Raw genomic sequence first — 13,031 nt, forward strand, 5'->3', positions numbered from 1 at the left:
GCCTGGATCTGATGAATAAGACGTGGAGACGGACGATTGCCCGACCGTCTTTCTGGGGAGCCACGGCCCTTCAGGGACTGATGGCGTCCCAGCTTTTCGTCGCCGTTGGAGCGGTCTTGAATCCCGAGACAACATTCCGCGGTCAGGTATGGCCGAGCGGAGCGATCTATGCCGTGACGATAACGGTGTTCCTTTTCTTTTTTCCGTTGTTCACGCCGGATACCGTCAAGAACCCCGACAATCTTAGCGACGAGCAGAGCGCGACAATAGAGCTGGCGCTGCGCACTGGGACACTTCCCGCGGCCAGTCTGTTCGCAGATTGGGGTCCTGCCCTTGAACGAAGGCGCCGGGGTCTGGCAGTGGGCCGCTGGGTGCTGCCGGTTTTGATGGCTGGTTTCATCGCACTGAATGTTTATGACTCGGTGATTGACCCAAGCGGTGCTTGGTTTTACTGGATCAGTGCGGTTTTGTATGCGGTCATGGCGGTGACCGGTGAGGTCGGCATTCGGCGGAGAGCCCGCAGGATTCGGGCACTTAACCACCAACTCGAGAAGTTTCGCGAGGGAGAACGACACGATGCCTAGGCGAAGGTGCGGCCAGTCCAGTCTTCTTGGCCGCGGAAATAGGTCGGACCAGCGCAGTATCCATATGGGAATGGAGACGTAGATACGGATGCTAACCCCGCAAGGGGCATCGTCAGCACGAATGCCAGACGTCCCTCATGAGCCATATGTCCTCGTCGTTCAGACACTCGGCGTCGTATTGCTCCCGCATCTCGCGAACCGCAATGGTCTCGGCGGCCTCGGGGCTGTCAGTCTCGACGGACCTGGCCCAGAGGTCATCTTGCCGTGTTGCCGGCTCGGGGCTGTCAGTCTCCTTGGGGCAATCTTCTGATGCCGGTTGGCCTCGGAACTGACGTTGGTCCGGTTGTTCAGTATCCACTCGGTCCGACGGGTAATGGGGGCGATTGCTGGTTTTGGGAAGTGCTTGCCACTTCTAGGAAAATGCCAATAACCCCCAATAACTCCGTATAAGTCCGTATCCGGGCAAAGGACCGCCCCTTCGATTCGCTCAGCTACGGCCGCGCCGCCCGGCACGTTCCGCGAATGCGTCCAGAGCTGCCAGCATGTCAGGCGCCCGCCAGAACCGGCCTTTCTTGAACTTGTCTACGCCGACGACGATCCCGGCTTCCTCCAGGGCGTCCAGGGCGCGCTTCTGACGCATGTAGTCGAGGCCGAGCTTGGACTCCAGAACCGCTGCGTTGACAACTGGCTGGCTGGCAAGAAGATCCAGGACCGGCCACACAGCCGAGTCGCGGCGTGCTGTGATCCCGTCGGCCCAGCCCTCGGTGATGGCGACGACGTCGTTGGCAAGCGTCGTGCCGTTCTCAATGGCCCGGAACGCGGCCTCCGAAGTCACGGTGATGATCAACTCCGGGTCCCCGGCCCGGAAGGCAGTGAGAGCAGCGTGATAGCCGCCGACGTTGGCGAGCAGCCCGGCGGAGACGGGGACAGTGACATGCGAGGCCACGCCCCGGTGCTTGAGCATGGCGTGCAGCAAGGCTCTTCCGGTGCGGCCGTTGCCGTCGGCGAACGGATGAATGGTCTCGAACTGGGCGTGCGCGATGGCGGCCTGGACGATCGCCGGGACGTCCTGGCGCCGGGCATAGTCCATGACGTCCGTCATGAGCGCCGGGACGCGGATGTGATGCGGCGGGACGAATTCGGCGCCGATTGGACTGTATTGGCTGGTGCCGATCCAGACCTGTTGCTCGCGCCAGTGTCCGGCGACGTCGGCGTCGGACGTGCCGTCCATCAGGGCCCGGTGCATGTCCAGGACGCTCTCGGGCGTCAGGTGGTCGGCGGCGGCCAGCGCTGTCTCCATTGCCCGGACATTGCGGACGACCAAGGTGGCGTTGGCCTTGTCTTCCACGCCGAGCTCGGCCTCGCCCAGGCTGCGGGCGCTGGCGGTCAGGTTTTCGATCTGGGAGGACGCGACGGACTCACTGCGCAGCATCAGAGACACGAACGGGCGCAGGTGCTTGCCGTAGCGTTCGTCGAACCGGCTGATCTCCTGGGTGGCTTCCTCGGCCAGGGCCGCGACCCCGGGAGAGGGGAGGTAGGCCGATTCTGCGATAGTCGACGGGATGAACGCCTCATAGGGCTGCCCGGCCATCCCGGACAGATAGTTGCTGGTACGGAAGGCGTCCTGGGTCCCGGTCCATTCGTAGCTTTCATACTCGCCCGCCGGCCAGGTCAATGCACCGCCCAAGGTGACGTGCCCGTAGGTGCCGTCGCCGTGCTTAGGCTGCTCCATGATCGCCTAACTGTAAGAATATCTCGTGGATTCTTACATTTATACTCCTAAGCGTAAGAATCCACTACAGATTCTCTCATATAGACATTGAATGAGGGCCACGGCACCGTCTCGGCCTCTGGTCGCCTCCATACGCAGAAGCATTGCTCCGCGGGATCACTGTCTGCGGTGACGGGAGAGATTCAACGGGGGAACCCAGGTCCCGGCGAGTACCTCCGAGAGTTCGCGGCACCGGGACAACGGGAGGCCCCTGACGTCGTGGCCGACAGCGAATGCGAGTCATCGTCAAGTCCGTGGCGACTTCGGAGCGCTCTGAGATGATGAACGCAACGCGCAGAGAGGGGCCGTTCTATGGCCACCCGTGATGACGAGAACCGGACCTCGGGGGATCAAACCCTCACTGATGTAGCCGCTGTCGCGCCTAGGAGGAGGGGCGGCCATCACCCTACGCAGCCCGCCAAACACTGACTGTGTGGTAGACCGTCTGCAACTGTTCTTAGCGTCCTCTGAGCCCACTTGTCGGCGGCATTGTGACCCACGTATCCCGCTAAGGGATCCTTGACCGGGACTGCGCTACAGGTCAGTTGCGGGTGCTTTCACCGATGGCCTGGCTGTCCTCCACGACCGGCGCATCCCCGGCTCGAAGGCCAACATCGACCACGTCGCCATCACTCCCGGTGGAATCTGGGTGATTGATGCCAAGCGGTACAAGGGACGGCCTGAGCTGAAGATCGAGGGCGGCATCCTTCGCCCACGCGTCGAGAAACTCCTCGTTGGCCGCCGTGATTGCACGAAACTGGTTGATGGGGTGCTCAAACAGGTCGACGTCGTGCGAGACCTCGTCGGGGATGTTCCGGTCACCGGGGTGCTGTGCTTCATCGAAGCAGTCTGGCCCCTGATCGGGGGCGCGTTCTCGACTCGTGGCGTTCACGTGCTTTGGCCGAAACGGTTGGCCAAAGTGCTTATGGAGCAGACAGCCGGCGACGTTGATGTGGCGAGGACGCGTGAGTCGGTAGCCTCGCGGTTCAAGCCGGCGTGACGTCAGGTGACTATGTTCGAAGCTGTTCGGAAGCACCTAAGGGATCGCTTACCGGGACGCCTCGAAGAGAATGAGCCCGGACCGACCGTCGTCCGCGGTCACTCCGCGAATCTTTGAGGATCGGACGACTGGCCGGAAGCCGAAGCCGAGAGTCTCGTGCATTCGGATGGATGCCGTGTTGTGTTCGTTCGTGAAGTAGTAAGCGGTCGAGGCCCGAGACCAGATCCATTCCAATCTCGCACGGGTGAGGGCAGAACCGACTCCTCGCCGGCGGAACCCCGGCGCGACTACGACGCCCCCGAGATAGTGGCCCGCTGGTGCGCCGCCATCGGGATGCGGGTGGAGATGCGTCTTAGCTACGCCGACGACCTCGCCTTGCGTGACAGCCACCAACACGACTCGGTCGCTCCTGGGAGCGATCATCTCACTGGTCCAGCGTGCTCGGGCACTGGCATCACAGACCGCATGCACGTGTGCGAGGTCGTCCAGGGTCGATTCACGAATCTGCATGGGCACAGCGTACTGGGCGCGGGGAGTCCTCCCTCGGTCTTGCCCGCTAGCCGATCCCCCGCCGACTCGTTCCGCGCCGTTGCTGGCCTAAGCCATATACGTAGGACCCGCGCGGTGATTTGGGCGATGACGAGGGGATTACTGCAACCATGTTCCCCATGACTGGAATGAAGATCGGGGGCCTTCATGGTTTCGGCCGTGATTCCATGACAACTGGGCTCAGACCTTATTCCATGGCGGAACGTGGTGGAGTTCCGCTTCAACGTCTAGCGCCCAAGCAGTGATCCGTAACTCACTTGCTGTGGTTCGGTCCGCGGATTGGACACTGCCGGAACATCGGCATGTATGCGGCCATGCCACAAAGGGTCCCCGCTGATGCGGGGACCCTTTGTGGTTGTCGGGAGGATCAGGTGCGCGGCACTTTACCGGAAAATGGAGCGGCCCGTTAGGCCGCGGGTGCCGCGGCGGAGGCCTTCTTCTCGAGCGACTGGACTGCCTTCTGGATCTTGGCACCGTATCCGCCGTTCAGCGCAGTGTCCTTGATCTTGTTGGCCTGGGTGTCCAGGTCAGCCGGGGCGGCGGCCTTGAGGGTCTTCAGATCTGACTGCAGGTTGGCCGGGAGCTTCGCGTAGAGTTTCGGGTGGCCGATGAGTTGGTCGGCAATCCTCTGCATGCCGGCGCCCGGGTTGGCAGAAGTCAGGGCGGTGCGCAATTCCTGCCGCAGCCCTGCGGTCCCGGTGGCGGTCTTCTGCAGGTTCTCGGCGCGCTTCTGGATGTCGGCGCCGTATCCGCCGGAGAGGGCGGTGGTCTTGATTTTGACGGCGTCCTTCACCCGGTCAGCCGGGGCGGCGTTCTTGAGGGTCGTCAGGTCCGCCTGAAAGGCGGCTGGAAGCTTGGAGAAAACCTTCGAGTGGTTCACCAGCGCGGTGGCGGCCTTCGCGGCGCGGTCCCCGGCAGCCTGCGGGCTGTTCGCATTGAGGCGCAGGAACGCGCCGAGATTCCCTGCACCTGCGTGGGTGCCGGTTTTGGCTCCGGCCGACGGGCTTGCGGTTGCGGACGGCGCCGGGGCGGACGGCGAGGCTGCTGCTACTCCGATGCCGACGGTGGCCATTGCGCCGGCGGCCACTACGGCGGCCGCTCCGATTCCGATACGGGTTTTCAGTGACTTCGTTGTGGGCTTTGCCATTCGGTGTCCTTCCACATGCGGTTCGTGTCTGCCGGTTCATTGCGCAGACATGTAAGCCCCACTACCTTATTCGTCCACTCTGGGCGCAGGCTGGGTACGTGGTGCCGCGGCTGCCGACTCACCAAACAAGTCTGGCCGGGTTTCTTTCCGCCTGGACAACACACGCCCGCAGCGTCGGCCTGCCAGGGCGGGAAAGCGTGTCGTGGCGCCTTCGGCGTCGCCCAAATCCCTTAGAACAGCGGCCAAGGCACCGCGGACATCTCACCGCTCGGAGCCGGGAACCGCCCTGCCAAGCGCAACCGGGCGCAGCGGGCGGCGAGCGATGCGATTTCTTCGGCGCTGAGCAAGTCCGCCAGGCTTCGACCCAGCCCACCGCGCAGTCCTTTGCTGACACGATCGATGCCGTCCAGTTCCTCGGCTGTCAGAGGGTCTCCCAACCATCCCCACAGCACCGTGCGCAGTTTGTGGTCTCGGTGAAAGGTGAGCCCATGGTCGACGCCGTGCCGGTGTCCGTCCGTCATGGCAAGAATGTGGTCGCCTTTGCGGTCGGCGTTGTTGACGACGACGTCGAACACCGCCATGCGTCTGAGCGCTGGTGAATCTTCGTGAACGAGGGTGACCATCCGTCCGTTCGCATCTTGTCCCTCGAGGACGGGTTTCCAGCCCGTCTCCGGCACATGGTCCGTTTCGACCAGGTCCACGGCGTTTTGCGCGGGGTCTTGGTCCTGCCAGAGCTGCACCATTCCTTCGCCCATCGGACCATCGCGCAGCCAGGTGCGCGGCACGATGTCCCAGCCGAAAGCCTGCGAGACCAGGTAGGCGGCCACTTCCCGGAGAGCTAGGGTGCGATGGGGAAAGTCCCACAGCGGGGTTTCGCCGGCTATTGGCTTATAGACAACCGCCACGTCGCCTATGCTGCCCAGAAACGTGGCGTTTGAAGCCGTCGTGATGCGGCCGGTGAGCGTCAGCTCGGCGGTCACTAGGTCCGGCGCTGGCATCAGACCTCGGGGAGGGTACAGACGTGCCCGTCGGGGTCTATCGGGTAACCGCAGAGCGGGCACGTCGGACGCCCGGCGGCCACGATCTCACGGGTGCGTTTGGCGAACGCGCGCGCGGTGCCGACCGGCATGCGCACCAGGAGCATTTCGGTCTCGTCAGCGCCGTCCTCATCAAGCGACGGGTCGCTTTCATCAGCATCGACATCGGTGATGGGGTAGGCCTCTAGTACCACCTGGGCCGTGGTTGGGTCCCAGCCTAGGCTCATGACGCCGGTGCGAAACTGCTCCTGAACGGCGTCGAGCTGATCATTGTCGACAAGTTCGATGGGAGTACTCGTGGGAACGCTGAAGGGGTTGCCCTCCACGGTGATGAGCTGGTCGAGAATTTCGTCGATCTTCTCCGCGAGCAGAGCCGATTGCTGCTTCTCCAAGGCAATACTTACGACCTGCGTCCCTGCCCGTACCTGCAGGTAGAACGTGCGCGCCCCTGGAAGGCCAATGGTTCCGACGACGACCCGATCAGGCCAGGCAAACTCGTGAACACGTGTAGGCATGTCAGTATTCTAAAGCCTGTCGAACAATTGGTTCGGCAGCACCGTTCTCGGGTGTCCGTTGATCAGACTGGTGCCTGGTCGCGGGTTCCCGCGTCGTTCACGATGGTTTCGTCCTCGCTGGTGCGGGGGCCAGAGCCTTCGTGTCGGCGGGCGTTGGTGTCCCGGCCCGTGCTTCGGGGTCCGGGGCCTGGGCGTGGTGCTTCTGGGCCCAGGCGGCGAGATTGGCCGCGGCGTTGAGGTCCCGGTCGATGGCGAGCCCGCAGTTCCCGCATTCGTAGGCCCGTTCCCCGAGGCCGAGCCCGGGACGGGCGTGGCCGCATTGGGAACAGGTCTTCGAGGAGGGAAACCATCGGTCCACCAGGGCCAGTTCGCCGTTCCGCCATGACTGTTTGTAGGCGAGCTGTCTTGCGAGCTCGGCCCAGGTGGCGTCGGCGATCGCGGCGGCGAGGTGGTGGTTGGCGAGCATCCCTGTGACGTCCAGGTCTTCGATGGCGAGCCGGGCGTGGGTCTTGGCCAGCTCGTTCGATGCCTGGTGGCGGAAGTGCTGCCTGCGGTTGCGGATGTGCTCGTGGTGGCGGGCGAGCCGGGTTACGGCCTTGGCCCTGTTCTTGGATCCCTTCTTCTTCCGGGAAACCGCCTTGGACAGCCGGCGGTTCTTGGCCAGGATCCGGCGCAGCGGCCTTGTGTCGTCATGGACCCGCAGCGTCCCGATTCCGGGCAGGGCAGCTTCTTCGAAGACCTGCTGACACACCCGGGTCCGCCAGGAGAGCCCGGTGACCACTGATTCGACAGCCCCTGCGCCGTCGACGGCGAACACCCGCCCGGCCGCGTCGGAGCGCTTCCAGGCGTTGAAAGCGTTGATCAGGTCGAACCCGCTCCACGGCACCTTTCCTCCGCACCGCTGGGCTTGGCAGGTTCCCTGCGGGCGTCCAGGTGCAGGCGCAGGCACTGGTTGAACGCGAACCTGGCCGCTCCCGCGTGACGGGCGAGCACGACGGACTGCTCGACCGTGGGGTCGAGCCGGTACCGGAACGTCGTATGCCTGCCCATCGCCTCCGATCCTGCCACGGTGCTCCGACAATCCTGTCGGAGCACCCCGGCATCATCCGTCCATGACCGCCATGACCGCCATGACCGCCATGACCGTCATGACCGCCATGACCGCGTACCCTGCTCCGCTGCGCAAGCCCTATCCCTGGCGACGTCCCGGACACCGCATGGGCAAGGACCGACCACCCCCTGGCCCCCGACAGGACCGGCCCGGGCAGGCCATGCCCGGCGCAGCGGTGGCGGGGATACCTCGACGCGATGCTCTACGCCCTGGCCACAGGCCGCCCCTGGCGGGCCCTGCCGGACGACTTCCCGGTGACCTGGAGCTCAACGCACCGGCATTTCCTGCGCCTGACCAGGTTCCCCGCCCTGATCCGCAAGGCCAAGAAGGCCTGCCCCACCTTTGAGCTCGTGTGGCTGGACAAGGGCTACACCGGCCAAGCCGCTACGGACTCCGCCGCAGCGCCAGGGATCAAAGACCGTGATCGTTTCAGGCCCCAAACCCAGGACCGGATTCGTTGTCCTCAACCGCCACCGCCGCCTCGTACGCCAATACAAGACCACACCCACCGCCCACGAAGGCTTCCTCGTCCTCGGCCAGCTCCGCCTCACCCTCAAACGCCTCGACAAAGGCCGATTGTTCGACAGACTTTAGGCGGATGAGGCTTATGGCGCCTTTTGCCCTGCACCGCCGCCCACCGGCGCATCGCCAGAGTGGACGCCGTTTGACAGCCACGACAGGTCACCCGCGTCGGTATTGGTCGCGTAGACGCTCGGCCGGCTACCGCCGTAGCGCACGATTGATACGGAGCCGGGTCCCACGGTAATACGCTGGAACAGGTCGAGGTGCATGCCAAGCGCGTCGGCGAGGATTGACTTGATGATGTCACCGTGACTCACTGCCGCCCACACGGCTCCAGGCCCGTGCTCGGCTTCGAAGGCTGCATCGTGGCGTCGAATCGCGGCCACCGACCGAGCCTGCATCGCGGCCATGGATTCACCTCCGGGGAAGACGACGGCGGACGGTTGGGACTGCACAACCGGCCACAGATCCTCGGTCGCGAGATCACTGAGCGTGCGGCCCTGCCACTGGCCGTAATCGCACTCGGTGAGATCGGGATCGACCGGCGCGTAAGGCGTGCCAGCCTGGTGATCGAGGATGAGCTGGGCGGTCTGCTGGCAACGCTCCAGCGGGCTCGACACCACCGCGACCAAGGGCACGGCCGCGAGACGGGTTCCCGTCAGAGCCGCCTGGTCGCGCCCGATGTCGTCCAGGCCGACGCCGACGGCCCGTCCGGCTAGCAGGCCAGTGGCATTGGCTGTAGTGCGGCCGTGCCGCACGAGAATAACTGTCGCCATCCACCCAGCCTATCCGTCCGCTCGCTGCGGTGGCGCCGATAGTTACGCCGTCCATCCGGCGCGGTGTATACCGGGGTGACTTCGCCGGCCGGACGCCTGCTTTCCTGTGACGGAACGCGTGGTGAGGGCCCGATTTAACGTCTAGCGTTATTAACGCCGTGCGTTATATCCTGATGTCATGATCAGGTCGTTCGGGAGCAAAGACACCGAACGACTGTGGCGTCGTGAGCATGTGGCTTCGATGGATTCACGGATCCTTCGGTCCGCCCTCCGCAAGCTTCGCCAGGTGGGGTCCGCGGAGTCGATCGAGGATCTCCGCGTTCCGCCGGGGAACCGGCTCGAAGCACTGAAAGGTGACCGGGCCGGTCAATACAGCATCAGGATCAACGACCAGTGGCGGATCTGCTTCAGGTGGACAGACGCTGGACCAGAGGAGGTGGAGATCGTTGACTACCATTGACTATCTTGCGCCGATTCACCCAGGTGAAGTTCTCATGGAGGATTTCATTGTGGGTTTCGGCATCACGCAGAACAAGCTCGCCGTGGCGATCCATGTGCCGCCGCGCCGAATCAATGAGATAGTGCACGGCAAGCGTGCGATCACAGCCGACACGGCACTACGTCTCGGCAAGTATTTTGGAACGTCGGCTCAGTTCTGGCTCAACCTGCAGACGCATTACGATCTCGACGTTGCCGAAGATCGTGCGGCTGGGCAGATCGCGGCCATCACGCCTCTCAAGATCGCGTGAACAAATCGGTGCGGCTGGTCATCGACATGCCGGTACAGTGCATCTCGCGAATTATCCACATAGCGCAACTCAACCGTCCTGCGCGGCTTGCTCTTTGGCAATACTTGGTGAATGGGAATCAGATATTACGCATATGCATTCGACGGCGACCTCACTGAACGGGTGCTTTCCGACCCGATGACCTTCGTGTCGGTCGATCCGCTTGCTGATGCTTGGGGCCTTGACCCTGGTATCGGGACCAGTGGTACCACCTTCGAGCAATTGATATCTGAGCGCGACATGCTCTATCTGGACAAGGCGTGGCGGCATCTACAGGTTCTCACGGCCCCAATGGGGGAGGCCATGGCGGCGCGACCCGCTTTTCGTATGTTTGAAGGGATCGTGACCATGCATGGCGACGGTTGGGACCCGTGGGTAAGGGCCTTGACTCCGTCCGAGGTTTTGACGATTGCTCAGGACTTGGACGATATCTCTGATGCGGAGGTGAGGCTGCGGTTGCCGGATTCGCCACGTGTCGATCGGGACCTGGACGTCGAGTATGCCGTTGGCTATCTTCGACTCGCTCGGGTCTTCGCCGCCAATCTCGCCGACGAGGGGCGCGGCATGGTCTACCTGATCGGGTAACGATCATCCTGTCTCAGCCCCAACGTTCAATATCTCGGCTCAGGATATTGGGCCAGGTTTCGACATCGTCCGGGGTGCGGGCGACCGTCAGTGTTGCTTGGGGAAGCAGCGCGGCAAGGGATTCCGCGGGTGACAGCGGGTGGCCCGGATCATCAACCCACGCCAGGATCGTCGTCGGGATATCGATTCGCGCGACGGCCTCAGGAGCAGGCAGATCGCTGAGTGCCGCGCCCCGAAATACCGACGGCAAGAGGGCATCGGGGACGTCGGGCACGGTCTCCGGCGCACCAATCGTGGCCGGCGGTGGTGTTGTTCCGCGGGTGGTGGCGAGGAATGCCTCGACACCAACAGACTCGATAAGCGCCGCGGCAACCCGGTAGTTTGCAGCCTGCGCAGCTCGGGTTTCCCACGCAGTGGGCGGCACCATGAGAGTGAGCCCGGTAAAGCGGTCCGGCTCGCGGGAAGCGGCGTGCAGGAGTGTGCCGGTACCCATGGAGGGACCGACTCCGTGGACACGTTCGCCGGGGAACCAGTGATCGAGCAGCCGCAGGAGGTCGTCGGCGAGGTTTTGCCACTGATAGTCCTCGGGGACCTTCCGCCCTGTCGACCGGCCATGGCCGCGTGCGTCGTACCGCAGCAGCCGGGTTCCACTGAGCCCTCGGCCGAGGTCGAGGTTGAGAACCCGATCGTGCGCGCGGCTTGAGGTGAGGCCATGCAGTTGGACAATCGGATGCCCACCTTCGTCGCTCAAAGCAACCGCAAGCTCGGCGCCGGGAACCTCGAAAGTGGGCATCAAGCTCCTCGTTTCGTCACTGGCCGCGGCACTTGGAGCGGCCGCGTTGAGCATTCAGGCTATCTGGGGCGATACGATACTGCCATGCGCCTGACCAACGTCACGCACCTGCGCCTACCGTTCGGACGACTTTGGGGCTATGACGTCAGCGTGTCTGCGCTCCGCGGTCGTCTTCGGTGTCCTTTGACCAGCGGCTCCATCTCGGGGCCGGCGACCGGCGCGGCTCCTGGATGGCAATGTCTTTTCGGCTGCCTGCACCAACTGGTCGTGAGGCAATTGCCGATGCCTGGCTGGCCGTCGTCGGCCGTCACGGAACTCTGCGAACGGCATTCGTGCCCGGTGCGGACGGTGATCCGGAGCTTCACGAAATTGAAATTGGTCCGGGAACCTGGGTGGAGCATGAGGTATCTCCCGGCCAGGCCGTCAATGAGGCGGTGCGGGACATCCTCGATGCGGCCTGCTCCCCATACCAACGCCCCTCACACCGGCTGTGCGTCTTGGAGACTGCCGCTGGAATCACCGTTGTGATCGCGGCCGACCACGCACATGTGGACATGTGGTCGATGCTGGTGATCGCGCGCGACCTGCTGTCAGCCCTCGACGCCGGGAGCGACGGCCGTGAACTGTTGCCCGAGCCAGCGCCGGCGTTTGTTGAACACACCCAGGCGCTGCTGGACCGGAAACCGGCGCCGGACCACGTGCGCCACCGGTGGGAACAAATCATCGGGGACAGCGGCGGCGCAATGCCGCAATTCCCACTGCCCCTGGGTGCGCCCGATCCTCAGCGCGAGCGCGTGGAAGTTCGCGATGTCTTCGATCTCGACGACGGTGCGGCATTCGCGGCGCAAGCCCGCAACGACGGTGTCTCGACGCTTGCACTCGCCGTTGTCGCGATGACCGCGGTGACCCGAGAGTTGGCGGGAACCCCGCTGCGAGCCGTATTTCCCGTGCACAGCCGCTTCGACGACAAATGGCATGACTCAGTCGGATGGTTCATCACTAATTCGGTACTTGAGTCTGCGGTCGCCGAGCCGCTCGCCGCGGCGGCCGCGGTCAAAGAGGCCGTACAGCTTGGCGCATGGCCCCTCGCGGACGTCCTGGCTCCATGGGGCGGCATGCCGGTAGCTCCCGGGATGTTCGCGATCTCCTGGCTGGACCTGCGCAGGCTGCCTGTGCGAATCGATTCCGTCGGACTCGACGCCCAGTACGTGAGCGCGACAATCGACACGGACGGCGTCATGCTGTGGTTCATCCTGGACGACACCGGGTTGCATTTGAGGTGCCGCTATCCTGACACCGTTGAGGCCCGGATCAGCGTCGGCGGATGGCTTGATCTTCTGGTCGCTCGCTTGCAGTCAGATGCGCGGTCCTCGGTTCGAGGACTTCTGCGCGTGGCTGGTCGGACCTTCAGGCTGGAACGGGCGAGACGCGATGATGTTAAAGCCATCGCCGCGCTGCTGTCGGATGATCAGTTCGGTCCGGATCGGGAGTGCGCCGAGCTCGAGCGATACGAGGCGGCCTACAACCTGGTTGTTCGCGACAGCTCCAACTATCTGGGGGTTGTCCGCAATGATTCCGATTGCATTGTTGCCACGATGCAATTGACCGTCATTCCAGGACTTTCCCGGGGTGGTTCTTCCCGACTACAGATCGAAGGACTTCGAGTTGCTGCCGCGGAACGTTCACAGGGCTTGGGTGCCGCGATGCTTGAGTGGGCCCACAATTTTGGCCGTGCGCGTGGGGCGCAACTAGCACAAGTGACCACCGACGAAGCACGGGAACGGGCCCGAGCCTTCTACACCCGGCTCGGGTATCGGACGGCACACGTCGGGCTGAAACGGCGTATATAGGCA

16 protein-coding genes and 1 pseudogene are annotated in these 13,031 nt (G+C 63.8%); 8 read left to right on the plus strand and 9 right to left on the minus strand.

The window, feature by feature from the left end:
- The first annotated feature begins 80 nt into the window (after positions 1–80).
- A complete protein-coding gene (locus tag QRN45_RS01020; protein ID WP_284762203.1) occupies positions 81–584 on the plus strand; it encodes a hypothetical protein in 504 nt (167 codons plus the stop codon).
- A gap of 487 nt (positions 585–1,071) precedes the next feature.
- Here QRN45_RS01020 and QRN45_RS01025 read toward each other — a convergent pair whose 3' ends face one another.
- Positions 1,072–2,316, minus strand: coding sequence for a Fic family protein (locus tag QRN45_RS01025; protein WP_284762204.1), 1,245 nt, complete (start codon positions 2,314–2,316; stop codon positions 1,072–1,074).
- Positions 2,317–2,968: 652 nt separating this feature from the next.
- Here QRN45_RS01025 and QRN45_RS01030 point away from each other — a divergent pair.
- Positions 2,969–3,355, plus strand: coding sequence for a nuclease-related domain-containing protein (locus tag QRN45_RS01030; protein ID WP_284762367.1), 387 nt, complete (start codon positions 2,969–2,971; stop codon positions 3,353–3,355).
- 48 nt (positions 3,356–3,403) lie between these two features.
- On the opposite strand, the gene QRN45_RS01035 is transcribed toward QRN45_RS01030, so the two are convergent.
- The 6 genes from QRN45_RS01035 to QRN45_RS01060 all read right to left on the minus strand — a co-directional run bounded on the left by QRN45_RS01035 (position 3,404) and on the right by QRN45_RS01060 (position 7,671).
- Entirely contained in the window at positions 3,404–3,865 is a 462-nt protein-coding gene (locus QRN45_RS01035; RefSeq protein ID WP_284762205.1) for a GNAT family N-acetyltransferase, read from the minus strand.
- A 445-nt stretch (positions 3,866–4,310) separates the two neighbouring features.
- Entirely contained in the window at positions 4,311–5,051 is a 741-nt protein-coding gene (locus QRN45_RS01040) for a hypothetical protein (RefSeq protein ID WP_284762206.1), read from the minus strand.
- A 230-nt stretch (positions 5,052–5,281) separates the two neighbouring features.
- Complete coding sequence (locus QRN45_RS01045; RefSeq protein ID WP_284762207.1) at positions 5,282–6,049, minus strand: SCO1664 family protein; 768 nt, start codon at positions 6,047–6,049, stop codon at positions 5,282–5,284.
- Complete coding sequence (locus tag QRN45_RS01050) at positions 6,049–6,603, minus strand: DUF3090 domain-containing protein (RefSeq protein WP_284762208.1); 555 nt, start codon at positions 6,601–6,603, stop codon at positions 6,049–6,051. The genes QRN45_RS01045 and QRN45_RS01050 overlap by 1 nt, the downstream gene beginning before the upstream one ends.
- Before the next feature lie 97 nt (positions 6,604–6,700).
- Entirely contained in the window at positions 6,701–7,489 is a 789-nt protein-coding gene (locus tag QRN45_RS01055; RefSeq protein ID WP_284762209.1) for an RNA-guided endonuclease InsQ/TnpB family protein, read from the minus strand.
- The gene (locus tag QRN45_RS01060; RefSeq protein ID WP_284762210.1) at positions 7,465–7,671 is read right to left on the minus strand and encodes a helix-turn-helix domain-containing protein; all 207 of its coding nucleotides are present in this window, start codon (positions 7,669–7,671) and stop codon (positions 7,465–7,467) included. Before QRN45_RS01060 ends, QRN45_RS01055 begins: the two co-directional genes overlap by 25 nt.
- A 171-nt stretch (positions 7,672–7,842) precedes the next feature.
- Between QRN45_RS01060 and QRN45_RS20875 the strand changes: the two are divergent.
- Both QRN45_RS20875 and QRN45_RS01070 read left to right on the plus strand, forming a co-directional pair.
- A pseudogene (locus QRN45_RS20875) lies at positions 7,843–7,950 on the plus strand (hypothetical protein); the annotation flags it as partial.
- Positions 7,951–8,134: 184 nt separating this feature from the next.
- Complete coding sequence (locus tag QRN45_RS01070; RefSeq protein WP_284762212.1) at positions 8,135–8,308, plus strand: hypothetical protein; 174 nt, start codon at positions 8,135–8,137, stop codon at positions 8,306–8,308.
- 11 nt (positions 8,309–8,319) lie between these two features.
- Here QRN45_RS01070 and QRN45_RS01075 read toward each other — a convergent pair whose 3' ends face one another.
- Positions 8,320–9,012 carry a histidine phosphatase family protein gene (locus tag QRN45_RS01075; protein WP_284762213.1) on the minus strand — a complete coding sequence of 231 codons (693 nt, stop codon included), beginning with the start codon at positions 9,010–9,012 and terminating at the stop codon, positions 8,320–8,322.
- A 178-nt stretch (positions 9,013–9,190) separates the two neighbouring features.
- Between QRN45_RS01075 and QRN45_RS01080 the strand changes: the two genes are divergently transcribed.
- The 3 genes from QRN45_RS01080 to QRN45_RS01090 all read left to right on the plus strand — a co-directional run bounded on the left by QRN45_RS01080 (position 9,191) and on the right by QRN45_RS01090 (position 10,385).
- A complete protein-coding gene (locus QRN45_RS01080) occupies positions 9,191–9,472 on the plus strand; it encodes a type II toxin-antitoxin system RelE/ParE family toxin (RefSeq protein WP_234748389.1) in 282 nt (93 codons plus the stop codon).
- Positions 9,459–9,761 (plus strand): HigA family addiction module antitoxin, encoded by a 303-nt coding sequence (locus tag QRN45_RS01085; protein WP_241710030.1) that lies wholly within the window; start codon positions 9,459–9,461, stop codon positions 9,759–9,761. The genes QRN45_RS01080 and QRN45_RS01085 overlap by 14 nt, the downstream gene beginning before the upstream one ends.
- 111 nt (positions 9,762–9,872) lie before the next feature.
- Entirely contained in the window at positions 9,873–10,385 is a 513-nt protein-coding gene (locus tag QRN45_RS01090; protein ID WP_284762214.1) for a DUF1877 family protein, read from the plus strand.
- A 13-nt stretch (positions 10,386–10,398) separates the two neighbouring features.
- On the opposite strand, the gene QRN45_RS01095 is transcribed toward QRN45_RS01090, so the two are convergent.
- Entirely contained in the window at positions 10,399–11,178 is a 780-nt protein-coding gene (locus tag QRN45_RS01095) for an alpha/beta fold hydrolase (RefSeq protein ID WP_284762215.1), read from the minus strand.
- A gap of 236 nt (positions 11,179–11,414) precedes the next feature.
- On the opposite strand from QRN45_RS01095, the gene QRN45_RS01100 reads away from it, so the two are divergent.
- Positions 11,415–13,028, plus strand: a complete 1,614-nt coding sequence (locus tag QRN45_RS01100; RefSeq protein ID WP_284762216.1) for a GNAT family N-acetyltransferase — start codon at positions 11,415–11,417, stop codon at positions 13,026–13,028.
- The last annotated feature ends 3 nt before the right edge of the window (positions 13,029–13,031 follow it).

Source organism: Arthrobacter sp. efr-133-R2A-63, assembly GCF_030209795.1.
Taxonomy (GTDB): Bacteria; Actinomycetota; Actinomycetes; order Actinomycetales; family Micrococcaceae; genus Arthrobacter; species Arthrobacter bambusae_A.